The organism is Mucilaginibacter sp. P2_D11, assembly GCF_056404435.1.
Genome location: NZ_JBFUEA010000027.1, coordinates 1 through 18427 on the forward strand (window position 1 = coordinate 1; position 18427 = coordinate 18427).

The window sequence follows — 18427 nt, forward strand, 5'->3', positions numbered from 1 at the left end:
GCGTAATGATCGATCTTGCGTAATGATCGATCTTAGTTGTAAGCGACAAATTTGCTATTAAGGCCTCGGGAATGAAGCCTAAGAGCTGTTTTACGGTGATACTATGATCTTTGAAAATGGCCATATCTCTTTGATTTACAGCATTAATATACTTAAAATCAACGATAAAAACAAATAAATAATTGACAATCAGATAGTTAAATAAAAAAAACAACACATCTCTAAACAAAAAAGTCGGAAGATTAATCTTCCGACCATTCGTGCGTTTTACGGGGCTTTTTTTGTGGCCATTAAGTTTGGCACAATTTAGGTGGCATATCAATGAGAAATATTTTGCGATGGAAGAACTCATCATTAAAAAACTCGATTTCCTGATAGGGAAATGGAACACCAAGGGCACCGTTGCAGCAACGGAAACTGCGCCGGTGGTTACATTCGAAGGTACAGATACATACGAATACGTATTGGACGATCAATTCATTTTGCATACGGTAGACGTAATAATGGGTGGGCAACACGTAAAAACACTGGAATTTATTGGCATTAATAAAAAGCAGCAGCAGTTTGCGTTAAATGCATTTGACAATGGCGGTGGTACGGGTAAAATGACCGCTTTATTGCTTAATGGTGTTTTGCATATATCGGATGAAAACATGAGGGCGCGGTTAACGGTTACCGAACCTTCCAAAAAAATGGCCGCCGTATGGGAAAAGAGCGCAGATGGTAAAAACTGGGAACACTGGATGAGGCTTGAGCTTTCTCATTAGCACGGGCTTTAATAGCTGGTGATGAAGACACCGTTGCAATTAAACACATCGCTATTTTTATTACTGTTACCGATTATTTTTTATCTTAGGGCATCAATATCAACATCATGCCTATTAAGTCCTTATTAACATTCTGCGCCGTCTTGTGCGCTTCATTATCCTATGGCCAGCAAAAAGGTTATTACCGTACCCCTACCCTGCACAACAACACCGTAGTGTTCACTGCCGAGGGCGACCTTTGGAAATATGACATTGGCACCGGTCTCTCCGCACGCCTTACCACCAACGATGGCGTAGAGCTAAACCCGGCCATCTCGCCCGATGGCAAGCAACTGGCCTTTTCGGGGCAGTACGAGGGCGTATCAGAAATTTACCTGATGGATATAGACGGCGGCGTACCACGCAGGCTCACCTATGACCTAAGCAACTCGCTCCTCATTTCCAGCTGGACGAAAGACAGCAAGATACTTTACCGTAGTTCGGGCCACACCCTGCTGCCTTTGCCGCAATTATTTAAGTTGGACCCGGCCACCCTCAAAAAAGAAAACCTGCCGCTGTGGCAAGCCTCCATAGGCACCTATGATGAAGACGGCATCCTGTATTTCACCCGTTTCCCCAATCAGGGTAGCAAAACCAAGCGCTACAAAGGCGGCTTGATTGAACAGATATGGAAATTCGACGGGAAGAGCGAAGCAAAATCGCTCACCGGCGATTTCGAGGGGACCAGCACCAACCCTATGTACTATAACGGCAGGGTGTATTTTCTGTCGGACAGGGATGGCACCATGAACTTATGGTCGATAGATAAGGATGGCAAAAACCCCAAACAGCAAACTTTTTCAAAGGGCTGGGACCTGCAAACACCATCAATAGAAGGCTCCCGCATCGTGTACCAAAAAGGGGCCGACATTTGGCTCTATGATATCAGCAGCAATACCGAAAAGTTACTGAATATCAACCTCGTTTCAGATTTCGGGCAGCGCAAGCTTAAATGGATCAAAAGCCCGGTAAATAGTATCAGTTATTCGGATATCTCGCCGAAGGGTACTTATGTGGCTATCGTTAGCCGCGGCAGGTTGTTCGTGTCGCCCGCCAAAAGCGACCGCTGGGTAGAGATAACCCGCAAAAGCGGCATCCGCGTAAAGGATGTGCACTTTATTGATGATAAAAGCATTGCGGTACTGTCTGACGAAGGCGGCGAGTACGAAATATGGAAAGTAAACGCCGATGGCAGTGGCGAGGCCACGCAATTAACCAAGGGCAGCAAGGTTATTATCTCGGCATTCGCGGTGTCGCCAAATGGCAAATACATCGCCTATACAGATAAAAACGACGTACTGCGGATAGCCGAAGCAGCTACCGGTGCGGTAAAATTCGAGTATAAGGATGCGTATGCCGGCATCAACGAGATGTCGTGGTCGCCCAATAGCACTTTCCTCAATATTTCGCAGAACATCGAGAATTTGAGTGCGCAGATAAACGTAATCGACACCCGCAGCATGGCCATGATACCCGTTAGCACCAACAGGCTAAGCAGTTACAGCCCGGCCTGGGCGGCAGATGGCAAATGGCTCTACTTTTTAAGCGACCGCAACTTCCACTCGGTAACGCGCTCGCCATGGGGCCCAAGGCAGCCGGAACCTTATTACACCAAAACCACCAATATTTACGCAATGGCATTGGATACCGCCGCCAAGTTCCCCTTCCTGCAAACAGATTCATGGCTTACCGATTCGGTATTTACCTCGGTAGACAAGCAGGGCGTAACCCAAACTAAAAAAATAGATAAAAAGAAGCCGGCCGTAGAGCCTGCAAAGGTTTACGATTGGGCAAGGGCGCAAAAATCGCTTTACCAGGTACCGGTGAAAAGCGCCAACATCGCGGGCCTTGCGGTTGCCAACGGCTATCTGTATTGGATAGACATGGGCGATGACGGCAATGAAGACGGCGGTAAGATATTCGCGCTGAAAATTACCGAAAGCAAAAAACCGACGCCTACCGAGGTAGCATCGGGTGTGAACGGCTTTAACGTATCGGCCAATGGCAAAAAAATCCTGATAAACTACGCCAACCGGACTTTGGCAGTTGCCGATGCAGACGGCAGCAAGGTTGATGCCGATAAGGCGAAAGTGGAGCTGAACAACTGGAGCTTCGCCATAAACCCGCAGCAGGACTGGCAGGAGATGTTCAACGACGCCTGGCGCATGATGCGCGATTACTTTTACGACCGCGACCTGCACAAGGTAGATTGGGAAGCTGTTAAGAAACAATACGAACCGCTGCTACCCCGCATAACCGACCGCTACGAGCTGGACGACCTGCTAAGCCAGATGGTGGGCGAACTTTCTGCCTTGCATACTTTTGTTTATGGCGGCGACAAACGCACGTCACAAGACAGAACGCAAACCGGCGTGCTGGGCGCAAAGCTGAGCAAAACTGCTGCAGGATTTAAAATAGAGCACATCTACCAGTCGGACCCGGATTACAGCTTCTCCTCGCCGTTAGACAAACCTGAGCTGCGCATCAAAGAAGGTGACATCATTACCGAGATAAACAACGTGCCGCTTAAGGAAATTGCCGATGTGGGCGAACTGCTGGCTAACAAGGTAAACATCCCGGTGAAACTTACGCTTACCGATAGGGCCAGGAAGCGCTACGAGCAGGTGGTGAAGCCATTTTCGGCAAGGGACGAGTACAACCTGCGCTACGGCGAGTGGGAATATTCGCGCAGGCTGCAGGTGGATAGCGCCGGCAATAACGACATCGGCTACGTACACCTCAAAGCTATGGGCGGCGACGATATGGACGATTTTATGAAGCAGTTTTACCCCATCTTCAATCGTAAGGGCCTCATTATAGATGTGCGCGAAAACTTTGGCGGCAACATTGATAGCTGGGTACTGGAGAAGCTGCTGCGCAAAGCCTGGATGTATTGGCAGGGCCGCACCGGCGGGCCTACCTGGAACATGCAGTACGCCTTCAGGGGCCATATGGTTATCCTCTGCGACCAGCAGACAGCGTCAGACGGGGAAGCCGTTACCGAGGGCTTCCGCAGGCTTGGCCTGGGCAAGGTGATTGGCATGCGTACATGGGGCGGCGAGATATGGCTATCGAGCGACAACCGGATGGTTGATAACGGAATTGCCAGCGCAGCTGAGATGGGCGTATTTGGCCCGGAGGGCAAATGGCTGATAGAAGGCCGTGGCGTAGAACCGGATATAGAAGTGGATAACCTGCCCTACGCAACATACCAGGGCAAAGATGCCCAACTGGAGGCGGCTCTGAACTACCTTAAACAACAAATAAAAGAGCACCCGGTAGACAAGGTAGTAGTGCCTGCACATCCGGATAAATCATTTAAATATCCGCAGCAATAAAATATTGTCATTGCAAAAGGCTCCGACAATCGGAGCCTTTTGCTTTTCAGGTCATCTCTGTATATTTATACTATAACCTTATAATGAAACATCTTTTCAAAGCCGCAGCCGCAATCATTTTATTTCAATTATTCGCGCAGTGCGGCTTTGCTCAAACAATGCGCCCGATAGAAGTCCTCGCGGCTGATACCTCTGGTTGGGATATCGTGAAACAAAGCATCTCGACAGCAAAAAATAAGGCAGAGCTGCTATCGGCAAACCGCGCTAAAGCTGTCGAAGCGTTATATCAAACACAGGTAACCACCCATTCTATCATGGGTGCCATAATTTATTTCACCGGAGGTGTTTTAATAGATAACGGCTGGATACGTTTGTTAGGGTCGGGAAGCACAAAGCTGCCAAGAAGCTTACCAGCATGGAACAAGGGCAAAACGTTTGCAGAATACGGCCAGCGCCCTGCGTACCTGTTGATTGGCGATGACGCCATCGGCGGTTTTTTTGCCATAAACGGCGGTGCTTTGGGCACCGACATGGGCATGGTGTATTACCTCGCGCCGGAAACATTAAAATGGGAATCGCTTGGTAAAAGCTATTCGGATTTCGTTGATTTCTGTCTTAACGGCGACCTCAATAAATTTTATGAGGGCAACAGATGGGCAAATTGGCAAAAAGATGCGGCGAACTTAAATGGCGCACAAGTTTATAACTTCTATCCTTTCCCCTGGACAAAAGAAGGGCAAGACATTAAAAAAGCTAGCCGTAAAATTGTGCCTGTGCAAGAGCAATACGATTTCAATATGGATGCCCTAAAGCAATTACAGCACTAAAATCCGAATTGATTTTTTCAAATAACCATTGTTCAACTTCATTAGCATCGTCGCCTAGGGTAAATAGGTTACGCGCAATAACGACACACCCTGCCGCGGCAGGTTTATTACTTTGCTGATACTTGCATGGGTAACCGATAAAGTTATAGGTTTGCCGATAGTCTTTAACTGCCCTGCCTGCTCCAACTGCGCAACCTGCGCTGCTGTTGGTGCCGCCGGCGACCCCATCTTTTTCCATACTGTATAGGAATTGCTGTGCTCGTCATCAATGCGATACTCGATTATTTTTACCTTTCTCGCGCTGCTACGCAAGCCGGTAATGTTCAAGGTAACCGGCTCGGCATTGCTTTGTTTGTCTTTATCTGCGTAGTTCCAAACCATCACGGTTACCTGCTGATTATTTTTGGCTGCCAACGCACCTATATCTGTTTGTGAGCCACGTATGCTGGAATCGAGTATGGTTTTTAAATCGTACATGCGGTTACCTGTAACTTGCACCCTTGCTCCTTTCATCATACCAAACATCCTGAAAACATTCAGCACCGGCTTATCTACGCCGTTAGTCGCCAGGTCGCGGAAGCCTGCAAACCACGGCTGATTTTCAAACTCGAATGACCAGCTAACCGCACCGATCAAATTAGTTTTGTAGGTATCCATCAATTCATAAACCCGGGCAAAAGAAGCAGCTGTATAACTGGAGTACATCGTTCCGTTGCGATATGCGTTCTCGGGGTTGGTAGCCATCCCGCATGCTGCGCAACCTTCAGGGTCAGATTCACCAATTACTATGGGGATGTTTTTAAGTGCGGCGAATGAGTTGATCTCTTTAAAATGCCCGGCAATATCATTAAGCTGCCGCTTAATGCTCATCACAACGGTGTCTTTATCCAGTTTTGGCGCTCCCTTTGCATGAAACAAAACCAAATCAAGCGGCGAACCAATACGGCCGGTTACGTAATTGGTGTCAACCAGGCAGTGCCGCAAAAACCCGTCGAGCCACTTTTCGCCTCCGCCTGTAACGTCAGGGCCCCCAATGCGTGCGGTGGGCAATGCGCGTTTCAGGCCATCAGCAGCATAATCGTATAATTTATAAAATTCGGCCGGGGTGCCTTTCCAGTAAACAATGTTTGGTTCGTTCCATACCTCCCAGTACCAGCTTTCTACTTCCTTTTTACCATAACGGGCTATGCAATGGTTCACCCACTGGTAAACCAGTTCGCCCCACTTTTTATAATCTTTAGGGGGGTAGGCCCAGCCGGTTTCAATTTTCCCGGAGTTCTTACCCGGTTTCCAACTATGCTGGTATGGTTCAGGCATTACAGATAATGCTTTCGGCATAAAACCAATCTGCGCCAGAGGCTTCATACCGCGTTTAATGTAGGTATCAAAAATGCTGTCTACTATGCGGTAGTCGTAAACAGGTTTCCCATCGGCATCTTCAGTATAAATATTAGTCGATCCCCATTTAAGGGCAGGGGTGCCATCGCCGGTGGTGAGCAGGTTGTGCGTACGCACATATACCGGAACGGGGCTTAGCTTCGCAATTTCAGAGAGCAGTTTGCGCCCATCCTTCATATAAGTATAATTCGGCTCGTCGTAGCCAAACCACGCCCACAACGACCGCATCTCTCCCAGCTCTTGTTGCAGGTTCACGTTGATTGTTGCGGGTGTTTTTTGTGCGTAAAGCTTGCCGCAAAAAACAGTAAGCGTTATTAATAGCAGCGTTGCAAGTTGTTTCATAAGCCAGGCGAGCATTGGTTAAAGGGACTACAAGATATAAAAATTAAATAGGGATACTTTCATACCTGCCATTTTCTTGCCCAACAAGAGATTGGTTTTATTATTAAAATTAATTTAGCTTTGTTTTAGTATAAACCACTGATTTAAACTTCATGAACATCGTTGCTGAGCAATCAACCATACCGGGCCTTATCCGTAATATTGTTGCGAACATCCATCCAGATACACACACCTTTATGTTGCACAAAGTAAAGGATACCTGGGTAGAGATAAGCTATAAAGAAGCCCTCATCAAAATCGATGCGATATCGGCCTGGTTCCTCAACATAGGCGTTCAAAAAGGCGACAGGCTGGCCCTCATTATGGAGAACGGCCCCGATTACGTTTATTACGACCAGGCCCTGCAGCAGATAGGCGCGGTAAATACATCCATCTACCCCACCCTTTCCGAAGCGGAAATAGAATATATCCTCAACGATTCTGAAGCGCGCACCATCCTTTGCGGAAACCCTTTCCTTTTCCGCAAGGTGCTCAAGATTGCCAATAATTGCTCATCGCTCATCCGCATTATCCCTGCTTTCGACGATTTCGAGAAATTCAGCGATAAAGTAAGCCTTAACGCCGGAGCAGTAGGCTTTAAGCGCGTGATTGAAGAAGGCTTGCAATGCGTAGCTGAGTATACGCATGCAATCAACGCAGCCCGCGAAGCCATCCTGCCCAGCGATATTTCCTGCCTCATCTATACTTCGGGCACTACCGGTACCCCAAAAGGCGTAATGCTTACGCATAGCAACCTTACGCAAAACGTGCGCTGGAGCCTAACGCAAATACCCATTATCGAGAGCAGCGATCTGTTCCTGTCGTTCTTGCCATTGTCGCACGTGTTCGAGCGCACGGCTACCTACTACATCTCCATGAACAAAGGCTGCACCATTGCCTTTGCCCAAAGCCTGGAACTACTGGCCAAGAACATGATGGAGGTAAAGCCTACCGTATTGTGCTGCGTGCCGCGCCTGCTGGAACGCATTCACGACAAAGCCATGAAGAACGGACTATCGGCAGGCGGCATGAAGACCAAAATATTCACCTGGGCCTTAAAAATTGGCGAAGAAGTACGCAAAACCCACGAAGCCGGCAAGAAACCAGGCTTGATATTGGCTACGCAGCATAAACTGGCCGATAAACTGGTATTCAGCAAGATAAAAGAAAAAACAGGCGGCAACCTAAAGGTACTGGTATCAGGCGGCGGAGCTTTGCCAAAGAATATCGGCGAATTTTTCGGCAATATCGGTATTACGGTTTTAGAGGGCTTCGGGCTTACCGAAACCTCACCGGTAATGGCCGTAACAGAGGAAACCCGTATTATCATTGGCACGGTTGGCCGCATCATACCGGGCATCGAAGTGGCTATCCAAAATGTAGACACCAAAAAGATATTCACCATACAAACCCACGACAACTTCAAGCCCGATTTCACTTCAGAAGAAGGTGAAATTATCGTGCGCGGGCATTGCGTAATGAAAGGCTACTGGCGCAAACCCGAGGAGACGGCGGCAGTTATCGATAAAGAGGGCTGGTTCCATACTGGCGACATCGGCCGTTTTTACAAAGGCAACCTGCAAATTACCGACAGGCTAAAGAACATGCTGGTAAACGCCTACGGCAAAAATATCTACCCTACGCCGGTGGAGAACACCTACCTCAAAAGCCCTAAAATAGAACACGTATTTTTGATAGGCGACAAGCGCGAGTATATTACCGCCATACTGGTACCTGGCCGCGAACTGTTGCAGGAAACCTTCAAGCTGGGTAATGACTTCTTCGAAAAACCCGACCTGTTCATAGAGGATGCCGAAATCATAGAATGGATAAACCAGGACGTAAAGAAATACTCCAACGAGCTGGCCAAATTCGAGCGAATAAAGAATTTCAAGCTGAAACGTTTGCCGTTCAGCATGGAAGAAGGCGAGATAACCCCCACCCTGAAAGCCAAGCGCAAAGTAATAGAAAAGAAATACGCCGAAGCGATAGACGATTTGTATTTGCAGGAAGCGGAGGCGGAATAGGAACTGATTGCGCTTTTTTCAGAGTTCTTTAAATTCTATAAAACCTTACGCGATTGAGAATACTAAGGCAAAGCTGACGAAAAGCAGTTACAGCGCAGAATTCTTATCTTATTATTACAACCGAAATTTAAGAAAGAGTGCAAGATAAAACCCGACTGATACTTAGCCTTGCTATTACTACTTCAATCTGTGGGTGTAACCCAAATGGTTTTAGAAATAGCTACAGTCTCACTGCCAGCGAAAGAAAAATTTGCAACAATTTGCAAATAGATTCAAGCATCATGATGGATATTAGGACAGAAACTAATAGCAAAATTGAGCCTTTCCATTATTCGCTTTCTAAAATGTATGAGAAAGGAAAAGAAACAGAGTTAGACCCTGTTTATTTGACAGGGCTTGTTTTTGATGAGCAGAATTCGCGGTCGTATAACCTAGTCTTTAACCTTAAAGATGGTTTTAAAAAGAAAGGTTATACCATATTTCTATTAGAGAGTAATTTCAATATTGGTAAGAAACCCGATCGTGTGGGTGTCCTTAAAACAACCGACAAATATTCCGTTTTGAAACAAATAGGTACGGATGGTATCAACTACAGCATAACTACCGACAGTTTAATAACTATCATCAAGCAATTTGATAAACAATACTCACTCGAGCTTATTGGAGCCTCCGGTGACTGGTGCGAGTTTTTAATTCATAAAGAACCAAAAAACTGGCTGACGTTTGCTAAAGAAGTATATAAAGTATGCCCTGATGTGGTTGATCAGGGTACAGAAACAGTTGAAGCCCTTGCCGACGAAATGAAAAAGACCAAAAGGCTTTATTTCTGGTGGGATTAGCAAAATCCGCCAAAACAAAAAATGGATATTTATTTCCTAAATACCTGGGTACATGACAATTCCAAACCCACTTCCTTTCAACCGTTTTATATTTGGTTTGGTTTAATAAATCTTCCGCTTACTATTTTTTCGTCGGCGTGTATTTCCAAATATCCTGTTTCAGGCCGGGGTTGCCGGTGCCTGCATAGCCTACGCCATCTATAACAAAGCTTATGGCATCATAACGTGCCGCGCCGCCATAGGTGGTGATTTTTATCCAGCTATTGGCCAGGGTATCATATTTGTACCAATCATCCGCGGAGGCGGTTGCGGTAGTGCCTAAGCCAACATATCCATCGGTACCGATAGCAAACTGGCTGCTGAATACACGCTCCTTGCCGGTAAAATCGGCTTTAGCGGTCCATTTATTGGTGGAGGGGTCATATTCCCAAAAATCCTTCATTACTATATCAGGCGAGGAGCCGCCTAAGCCAGCGTAGCCCTTCCCGTTTACCGAGAATGCTGCCACGCCAAAGCTGCCATTGCCGGGGTAATCGGCCATACGGGTCCACTTATCCGCGGTTGAGTCATATTTCCAGAAGTCCTTATAGTTAACATCGTAATTGTTGTTTGTGCCAAGGCCAAGGTAACCAAAGCCATTTATCTCGAACGCTATTACGTTTTCGCGTTCAAGTGCGGGCAAGTCGGCTTTGCGGGTCCAGGTATCGGTTGCGGGGTTATACTCCCAAAAATCCTTGTTCTGTGCCGGGTCATCGGGCCGGAAAATTTTCTGGCCGAAGCCCGTGCCCATATAAGCTTTGTTGCCGATGGTAAAGCCCCGCAAGTACTCGGCAGCCTGACCGGGATAATCGGCCTTGCGGGTCCATTTGTCGGTATCGGGGTCATACTCCCAAAGGTCATAAAGTGGCACCAGGTTAAAACCCGAGCCTGCGTTGCCACCTACGATATAGCCCTTACGACCGATGGTAAAACCGTAAGAGCGTACCCTCCCCACCCCCTCGAAATTGCCCAACTGTTTCCACAGGCCGGGCAGCGCGTTGGCATAATTAGGCACGAATGGTTTCTCCTTTTTACAGGAAGCCAGCGTAGCCAAAGCGATAAACAACAGGATGAGTCTTTTAATGGGCATAATAATTGGCGAGATAAAAGTAAATATATCAATACATTTCAGAATGCATGGATATAAGTACACTCTAAATACGCAATTGGGCCCTTAGCAGTTGCTTTTAGGCGTTCAGCAACTGCTGATACAAATCGATGAACTGGCCAACATGCAGGCCATCGGTAAGCCCGTGGTGAACGGTGATGGATAAAGGCATCATCTTTTTGCCATTCACCTCGGTAACCTTGCCAACCGATAACTTGGTGGAGCTATCCTTAAAAGAAAAACTGCGGGCATGGGTTAAGCCCGTGAACTTTATCCCGGGCATAGCCGAAAAGTGGATGATATTTTCATAGGAGACGCTTAAATCGAGCCCGGAAGTGGCCAATATGCGCCCGGCATCTGCTTTGGCCAGCGTAATAAATCCCTCCAGCGTAGGCACATAAGGCACAAAACCGAAACCGAAAGTACCGTTTGGACGAAGCACCACGTGGGTAACATCGATTTGGTCGTACAAAAACACCTCATCATTGATGGCCCGGTACCTGAAGCTCTCATGTTTGTTGATGGCTGTGATGGCGCAATACAGGTAGTACAGGTAAAAGGATACACCCAACTCCTTCGCCCTGGCATAGGCCGTCGTAACATCGATATCTACATTGATGCTGAAATACGGCTCTTCGAAGCTGTTGAAAAGCTTAAAATGATCTTCGCGCAGCCAGCCGGCTACCTCTATCTTCGTCCTCATGTTATAACAGCTCCAGTATATCTTTTATGCTTTCCACGCTTTTAAAGCGTTCGTTATGGATACTTTCTTCTATTTGTTCGTGCGCCCAGGTGATATGGTATGGCACATGCACGCCATAGCCGCCCACGTTCAATACCGGCAATATATCGCTCTTCAGCGAATTACCTACCATCAATAGTTCCGAAGGCTGGATATCCAGATGCTTGATTAGTTTAAGATAGTTCGCATCGTCCTTCTCACTCATAATTTCGATATGGTGGAAATAGGGGTTCAGGCCCGATTTCTTCAGTTTACGTTCCTGATCCAGCAAATCGCCTTTAGTGGCTACTACCAGGCGGTATTTGCCTTTAAGGGCCTCCAACACGTCTTCTACCCCATCCAGCAGTTCTATCGGTTGGTTCAGCATCTGCTTACCCAGGTCCATAATCTGCTTCACTACTTCTATGCTAAGCGTATCATCGGTTATCTTCATGGCGGCTTCTATCATGGATAGGATGAAACCCTTGATGCCATAACCGTAGAGAGAAAGATTCTCTATTTCTATGCGCAGCAATTCGCGCTCCAGGTCGTGCCGCGAAAGGTAACCGCTTAATAGTTCGCAAAAACGCTCTTCCGTTTGTCTGAAGTAGGGTTCGTTTACCCAAAGGGTATCATCCGCGTCGAACGCGATAACTTTGATGTCCATATAGCAAAGGTATTTAACTGCGGGTAAATAAAAAGCCTGCCGATGCAACATCGGGGCTTTATTATCTTAGGAGAAGCCAATCCCTTGTCTCCTATCTCAAATCTAACATCTCACATCTAAATAAAAACCCTATTTTTGCAGCCTTAAAATACACCGTACTGATATGAGTATCGCGCTATCCGAACAGGAAGTTTTCCGCCGCAAATCGTTGCAAGAGTTACGTGCCTTAGGCATTAACCCTTACCCAGCCGAAGCCTATGATGTAAATGCATGGGCGCAGGATATTAATGACAATTTTGAAGCCTCCCCGGATAAGTATAAACAGGTTACCATAGCCGGCCGTATCATGACGCGCCGTATTATGGGTAGCGCCTCTTTTTTTGAACTGCAGGATAGTACAGGCCGCGTGCAGGTGTACCTCAAACGCGATGATATTTGCCCCGACGAGGATAAAACGCTTTACAATACCGTATTCAAGAAGTTACTGGATATAGGCGATTACGTAGGCGTAAAAGGCTTCGTGTTTATTACCCAAACGGGCGAAATATCGGTGCATACCGAAGAACTGACCATCCTGGCAAAATCCCTGAAACCGCTGCCTGTGGTAAAACGCGAGGAAGACGGCACCATACACGATGGCTTTACCGACCCGGAAATGCGTTACCGCCAGCGTTATGTAGATTTAACCGTTAACCCCGATTATAAAAACATTTTCATCAACCGCTCTAAGGTAATCAGCGCCATGCGCAATTACTTTAACGCGCAGGGCTGGATGGAGGTGGAAACCCCAATACTGCAGGCCGTGCATGGCGGCGCAGCGGCTCGTCCGTTCAATACGCACCACAACACGCTGGATATGCCGCTCTTTTTGCGGATTGCCAATGAGCTTTACCTGAAAAGGCTGATTGTTGCCGGTTTCGACGGCGTGTATGAATTTGGCAAGATGTTCCGCAATGAGGGCATGGACCGTACCCACAACCCGGAATTTACCGCAATGGAAATTTATGTGGCCTACAAAGATTATATCTGGATGATGGCCATGGTGGAGGAGTGTTTAGAGACCGTTGCCAAAGCCGTTCACGGTATCCCCGTGGTGCAGGTGGGCAAGCACGAGATAAACTTTGCTGGCCCATACGAGAAACTGAGTATGTACGATTCTATCCTGAAGTACACCGGCATCGATGTATCGGCAATGGATGAGGCTGGCTTATTAAAGGTTTGTGCCGATTTGGGTATAGAAACCAATGCCACTATGGGTAAAGGCAAGCTGGTAGATGAGATTTTCAGCGAAAAGGTAGAAGCGAACCTGATACAGCCTACTTACATTACCGACTACCCTATCGAAATGACGCCGCTGGCCAAAAAGCACCGCACGAAAGATGGTTTGGTTGAACGATTTGAGCTGTTCGTAAACGGCAAGGAAATAGCCAACGCTTACTCTGAACTGAACGACCCGATAGACCAGCGCGAGCGACTTGAAGAGCAACTAATATTAGCCGGACGCGGCGATGATGAGGCAATGGCTATGGACGATGACTTCCTGCGTGCGCTGGAATACGGTATGCCACCAACATCGGGCCTGGGTATCGGTATCGACCGTTTGGTGATGCTGATGACTAACCAAAGCACTATACAGGAAGTTTTGTTCTTCCCGCAGATGCGCCCTGAGAAAAAGGCACAGGTTGCCACCTCTGATGATTTTATTGCCGCAGGCGTACCCGCCGAATGGGTGCCTGTGCTTAACAAAATGAGCATCAATACCGTAGAGCAACTGAAAGCAACCAACGCCAACAAGTTATTTAACGACCTTGGCGGTATGCGCAAGAAACTGAAACTGGAAATCCCCATGCCTACCAAAGAAGAGGTGATAGCCTGGTGTTCGTGAAATATTTATAGATAAAGCCTTTTGATATACATGGGATTGAATTTAAACATTTTATTTGTTTCGATTCCATTTTTACGTCTATACAAAGTATAAAACGATTTATCCGACTCGCTTTTATATTTAAGAATAAAGAAGATGTTTTTTAAGCCTTCGGGTTTAAAAAACTCTTTTGGTTCAGGCACTTTAGTTCCAGGAAGACTTACTCTGGTACCATCTTCTTCAATAAATGTTTCTACCATCTCTTCGTAAGGAATACTCAAACTAAGCGTTGTTTCTAAATTTATTTGCTGATAGCTGTCAAGATGATTATTAGGAGCAAGTAATTTAGATGCTGAAACGTCACTTAATTCCTTTCCAATTGTCGAAATTAACTGAATATTTTCTGCAGTATATTTTGAATTATTTTTAATCACGAATTTCGGATACCACTTTAAATCAAAACGCATATAGTTAATATTCATTTGAGAAAAGAGAATATTTTCTAACGTGATGTAGACGCGAGGACGTATTTTAAATAAATTATCATAAAAGCTTTTAACTATCCAAGTAATCAGCGCAGTACAAGCAAACGTGACAAGATTTGATTTAAGCTGTTCGTCCATATACAAAGCTATTCAAATTTCTTTCCCGCCGAAACACCCGGCCAGCTATCCGTACGGAAGGGACTTACCGGCATGCCTTGCGTATTGAACAGGTTGGCATCCAGCGGCGCATCCGTCCAGGCGTAGCGGGCAGCTACGGGGTTAGGTACTGCCGGGCACCAAACCTTTACCTGATTACCTGTGATTACCGCTTGTGCGTAGTAAAATTTATGATCGGCACCTGCAAGCTCGAAACCTTTTATGTACCCATACTTGTCTTTTACCATCAAACCTTGTTCGGCGTGGCTCAGGTTAATGAGCGCATATCCATTGCTAAAATCCGCAGATACAAACTGCGGGCTTTCGGCAAAGCCCGGTACATGGTAAACCAGGTTGAAAGCCGATGCCGCCAGTCGATAGCCAACGGTTGCTTTATCTTTTGGATGGATGTTAAATGCTTCGCCCACATCTATGGTTATAGCCGTGCCAGTATTAGGTAATTTTAAGGTTAAGTTTTGCGCTTCGCGGAGTTCTGCCCAATTACTGCCTGCATTGCTGTTTTGCGTACCGCCGAATGAGGCTAACTGCACAAACAAAAACGGAAATGCTGATTTCCACTTATCGCGCCAGTTGCTGATCAGCAGCGGGAAAACACTGCGGTATTGGTAACCCCTATCGGCATTGGCCTCGCCCTGGTACCAGATAACGCCCGCCATGCCGTAGGGCACTATGGGGTTTATCATGCTGTTATAAAGCGATGATGCGTTGTTATTGGGCAGGAAAGCAAAATGGTAGGGCTTGCTCAAATCGGGCATTACGCGCCATTTGCTGTCGGCCAACGTAATCGTAGTATCGGCAAAGCGCACGTACATATCCTGCGCCGGGCCGCTAAGGCCCATATCGAACCGCGAGGTATCCTTTTGCGCGCCCAGGTAAATCAGTAGGCTGTTGGCACCGCCCGCCCAGCTACCGGCGGGCAGCTTAAACGTGGTGGCATTATCGCCTTTATCTAAACGCACGCCGTTGAGGTACACCGTGGTATTCGCAGCGGAATTCCCAAGGGATATAGATGAACCCTCGGTAATGTAAGTACTATCCAAAACAATGCTGCGTTGCATAAACCCCTGCCCACGGTACGAATATAGCCTGCCCACCCACTCCCAGGAGCTGGGCATATAACCCTGCTGCCAGGCATCGAAAAAGGTGGCGGGTTTTGCGGCGAGGTCCGCCAGGTTATAATTTACGGTTTCCCCGTTTCGGAAAGCCCAGCGTTTTAATTTATTGTCGGCGCGGGCGGCCAACTGCTTATCGTCAACAGGCAAACCGGGTACAACTGTGCCCAATTCCGCCGAGGCCAGCATGGCATCTTTGCTTATCCAATCCTCCGCCTCCGTACCGCCCCAACTGCTGTTTACAAGGCCCACCGTCACATGCAGGTTTTCGGCAAGGCGCTTGGCGAAGAAATAACCAACGGCAGAAAAATCGCCTACGGTAGCATTCGTGGCTAACCGCCATTCGCCTCCGCTTAATTCGGCCAAGGGCATGAGGCTTACCTTGCGTGGCACATCGAATTGCCGCACGGCAACGCTGGCGGCCAACTTCCGCTCGGCTTTGTAGCCGTAAGCATCCCTAAGGTGGAACTCCATGTTAGATTGCCCCGAACATACCCACACCTCGCCTAACATCACATCAGTATAAGTAAGCGATTGCTTGCCCGATGATATAAGCATTTTATACGGGCCGCCGGCCTTCATCGGCGCGAGCATAACTTTCCAATACCCGGCAGCATCGGTAGTGGCTGTTTTTGAGTTGTTATTAAGGCTAACGGTAACCTTTGCGTTTTTAGCAGCCGTACCCCAAACCGGTATGGGTTGGTTGCGCTGCAAAACCATATGGTTGTTGAATAATTTGGCCGGCGCAAGCTGCGCGTAGCCCGCGTTGGTTACAAAGCATGCAGAGATGATGAAGAGTAAGGCTTTCATGTGCGGTATTACCTGTAAGATTTTTTTAGCTGGTTGGCAAGGTAAATATAGGTATTTACGCCGAATGAGGAGTGGTTATCAACGCAGGCTTTCCACAGTTGTGAAAAACCGGCCAAACTTTATTCACAATTTCTTAACAAAAGCATAAAGTAAAAAGGACTTTCGCATTAAACAACATCTTTAACTTTATAAAAATCATATTAATACGAATACTCATGACTAACTCTATCCTGGAAATAACCGAAAACGAGTACCTGATAAAACTAAACAGGAGCACTTTCGACCTGTCGTTTATCCGTAGCCTGTTGAAAATGGTGGAGGTTTCTAAGCCAAGCGAACAGAAGGAATTCAACTATATAGACAGCTATCTATCCGCTAAACAAAGCGACTCTTCGGAGCCTGAATATTACAGTTCGATAGACGAAAAATAGCTTTTGCTATCTTTCGTCTATCGATTTACCGGCTTTAGAACTTCTGCTGGCGGAAACCGCCGCGTACTACCTGCTGTTTATCCATTTGGGCCATTTGTCCTTTCATCATTTTGATTTGATCGGCAAGTAGCTTGTTCTTATCGTCTTTGGCGGCTTCCTTCAAATAGATCTCGGCGTTGCGCTTATCGCGTTTCGCCATTGATATACCTGCCAGGCTTAACTTGGCCAGTGCCGTATTGTGGCTCATGCCCATGCCAAGACTCAGGGCTTTCTTAAAGTATTTCTCAGATTTTAGCGGCGCCTTGCGCGATTCTATCAAACCGATAAGCAGGTTGTAGTAACCGTGCTGACCTTTGTATAGCTGTTTTTCGTAATCGGTAATTTTCAACAACCATTTTTCAGACTCCTCGCTATTTTCCTTGCGCAGGTAGTACTGGGCAATCAGCATATTTTCGTTAAAAAAGAAGGTTAGCAATATTAAACCGCCAATCAAAACAACAGGGATGCCCCAACCCCAAAAGCCAAAAACACAAAGGGCAACACCGCCGCCCATGGTAACGCAGGCTATAATCAATCTTACTAAATTCGACATCATTTGTATTGTATAATCAAAGTGCGAATATCGTTATTTGTAAGCATAATAAAACATCTGTATCAAGATTTATGGCCGGAGAATTAGAACCATCGTGGAAAAATATTTTGGGCGAAGAACTGGAGAAGCCCTACATGCTGCAACTGAAAAGCTTCCTGAAACAGGAGCGGGATGCTGGGCATACTATCTACCCTAAAAATGCCGAAATATTTAATGCCTTCAACACCACCCCGCTCGATGACGTGAAAGTAGTTATCATAGGTCAGGACCCTTACCATGGGCCGGGGCAGGCGCATGGACTATCATTTTCGGTACGCGAGGGTGTCCCCGCACCGCCCTCCTTAAAAAACATTTATAAAGAGTTAGCTACCGATATTCCCGCTTTCAGTATCCCCCAAAGCGGCGATTTAACCAAATGGGCAAAGCAAGGCGTATTATTGCTAAACGCCACACTAACCGTGCGGGCCGCCACCGCAGGCTCGCACCAAAAGAAAGGCTGGGAAATCTTTACCGATGCTGCCATCAAAAAACTATCCGATGAAAAAGCGGGATTGGTATTTATCCTTTGGGGAGCTTATGCACAATCGAAAAGCGTGCTAATAAACCCCAATAACAACCATCTCATCATCAAATCTACCCATCCCTCGCCGCTTGCAGTAAGCCATGGTGGGTTCTTCGGATCAAAGCCGTTCTCTAAAACGAATGAGTTTTTGCGGAAAGAGGGAAAAGATGAGATTGATTGGCAAATCTAATTGATGTGCAGACTTCAGATAGGCAAATCAATGTCGTTTACTCAAAGGCTGGC

The 18427-nt window shown here is 46.8% G+C and carries 15 protein-coding genes; 8 read left to right on the plus strand and 7 right to left on the minus strand.

Annotation, left to right across the window (positions count from 1 at the left end; all coding sequences use genetic code 11):
- Positions 1 to 338 precede the first annotated feature (338 nt).
- The 3 genes from AC1DXC_RS25875 (at position 339) to AC1DXC_RS25885 (ending at position 4971) form a co-directional block, all read left to right on the plus strand.
- A complete protein-coding gene (locus tag AC1DXC_RS25875) occupies positions 339 to 767 on the plus strand; it encodes a DUF1579 family protein (protein WP_477462075.1) in 429 nt (142 codons plus the stop codon).
- A gap of 107 nt (positions 768 to 874) precedes the next feature.
- Positions 875 to 4144, plus strand: a complete 3270-nt coding sequence (locus AC1DXC_RS25880; RefSeq protein WP_477462076.1) for a S41 family peptidase — start codon at positions 875 to 877, stop codon at positions 4142 to 4144.
- Positions 4145 to 4227: 83 nt separating this feature from the next.
- The gene (locus AC1DXC_RS25885) at positions 4228 to 4971 is read left to right on the plus strand and encodes a DUF2625 domain-containing protein (protein WP_477462077.1); all 744 of its coding nucleotides are present in this window, start codon (positions 4228 to 4230) and stop codon (positions 4969 to 4971) included.
- Between the two features lie 54 nt (positions 4972 to 5025).
- Here AC1DXC_RS25885 and AC1DXC_RS25890 read toward each other — a convergent pair whose 3' ends face one another.
- Positions 5026 to 6711 (minus strand): GH39 family glycosyl hydrolase, encoded by a 1686-nt coding sequence (locus AC1DXC_RS25890; RefSeq protein WP_477462078.1) that lies wholly within the window; start codon positions 6709 to 6711, stop codon positions 5026 to 5028.
- Between the two features lie 152 nt (positions 6712 to 6863).
- Here AC1DXC_RS25890 and AC1DXC_RS25895 point away from each other — a divergent pair, with 152 nt between their 5' ends.
- Both AC1DXC_RS25895 and AC1DXC_RS25900 read left to right on the plus strand, forming a co-directional pair.
- Positions 6864 to 8777: an AMP-dependent synthetase/ligase gene (locus AC1DXC_RS25895; protein ID WP_477462079.1), complete on the plus strand. Its 1914-nt coding sequence runs from the start codon at positions 6864 to 6866 to the stop codon at positions 8775 to 8777.
- 137 nt (positions 8778 to 8914) lie between these two features.
- Entirely contained in the window at positions 8915 to 9616 is a 702-nt protein-coding gene (locus tag AC1DXC_RS25900) for a DUF4253 domain-containing protein (protein ID WP_477462080.1), read from the plus strand.
- Positions 9617 to 9737: 121 nt separating this feature from the next.
- Here AC1DXC_RS25900 and AC1DXC_RS25905 read toward each other — a convergent pair whose 3' ends face one another.
- The 3 genes from AC1DXC_RS25905 to AC1DXC_RS25915 form a co-directional block, all read right to left on the minus strand.
- A complete protein-coding gene (locus AC1DXC_RS25905) occupies positions 9738 to 10745 on the minus strand; it encodes a Kelch repeat-containing protein (RefSeq protein ID WP_477462081.1) in 1008 nt (335 codons plus the stop codon).
- 97 nt (positions 10746 to 10842) lie between these two features.
- Positions 10843 to 11466, minus strand: a complete 624-nt coding sequence (locus AC1DXC_RS25910) for a CatA-like O-acetyltransferase (protein WP_477462082.1) — start codon at positions 11464 to 11466, stop codon at positions 10843 to 10845.
- Position 11467: 1 nt separating this feature from the next.
- Positions 11468 to 12151: an HAD family hydrolase gene (locus AC1DXC_RS25915; protein ID WP_477462083.1), complete on the minus strand. Its 684-nt coding sequence runs from the start codon at positions 12149 to 12151 to the stop codon at positions 11468 to 11470.
- 163 nt (positions 12152 to 12314) lie between these two features.
- On the opposite strand from AC1DXC_RS25915, the gene lysS reads away from it, so the two are divergent.
- Entirely contained in the window at positions 12315 to 14036 is a 1722-nt protein-coding gene (lysS, locus tag AC1DXC_RS25920) for a lysine--tRNA ligase (RefSeq protein ID WP_477462084.1), read from the plus strand.
- A gap of 5 nt (positions 14037 to 14041) precedes the next feature.
- Here the strand turns inward: lysS and AC1DXC_RS25925 are convergent, their stop codons facing one another.
- Both AC1DXC_RS25925 and AC1DXC_RS25930 read right to left on the minus strand, forming a co-directional pair.
- The gene (locus tag AC1DXC_RS25925) at positions 14042 to 14638 is read right to left on the minus strand and encodes a hypothetical protein (RefSeq protein ID WP_477462085.1); all 597 of its coding nucleotides are present in this window, start codon (positions 14636 to 14638) and stop codon (positions 14042 to 14044) included.
- An 8-nt stretch (positions 14639 to 14646) separates the two neighbouring features.
- On the minus strand, positions 14647 to 16599 hold the full coding sequence (locus tag AC1DXC_RS25930; RefSeq protein ID WP_477462086.1) for a sialate O-acetylesterase: 1953 nt from the start codon (positions 16597 to 16599) through the stop codon (positions 14647 to 14649).
- Positions 16600 to 16814: 215 nt separating this feature from the next.
- Between AC1DXC_RS25930 and AC1DXC_RS25935 the strand changes: the two genes are divergently transcribed.
- Positions 16815 to 17030, plus strand: coding sequence for a hypothetical protein (locus AC1DXC_RS25935; protein WP_477462087.1), 216 nt, complete (start codon positions 16815 to 16817; stop codon positions 17028 to 17030).
- A gap of 34 nt (positions 17031 to 17064) precedes the next feature.
- On the opposite strand, the gene AC1DXC_RS25940 is transcribed toward AC1DXC_RS25935, so the two are convergent.
- Entirely contained in the window at positions 17065 to 17622 is a 558-nt protein-coding gene (locus AC1DXC_RS25940) for a DUF2892 domain-containing protein (RefSeq protein ID WP_477462088.1), read from the minus strand.
- A gap of 71 nt (positions 17623 to 17693) precedes the next feature.
- Here AC1DXC_RS25940 and ung point away from each other — a divergent pair, with 71 nt between their 5' ends.
- A complete protein-coding gene (gene ung, locus AC1DXC_RS25945; protein WP_477462089.1) occupies positions 17694 to 18374 on the plus strand; it encodes a uracil-DNA glycosylase in 681 nt (226 codons plus the stop codon).
- The last annotated feature ends 53 nt before the right edge of the window (positions 18375 to 18427 follow it).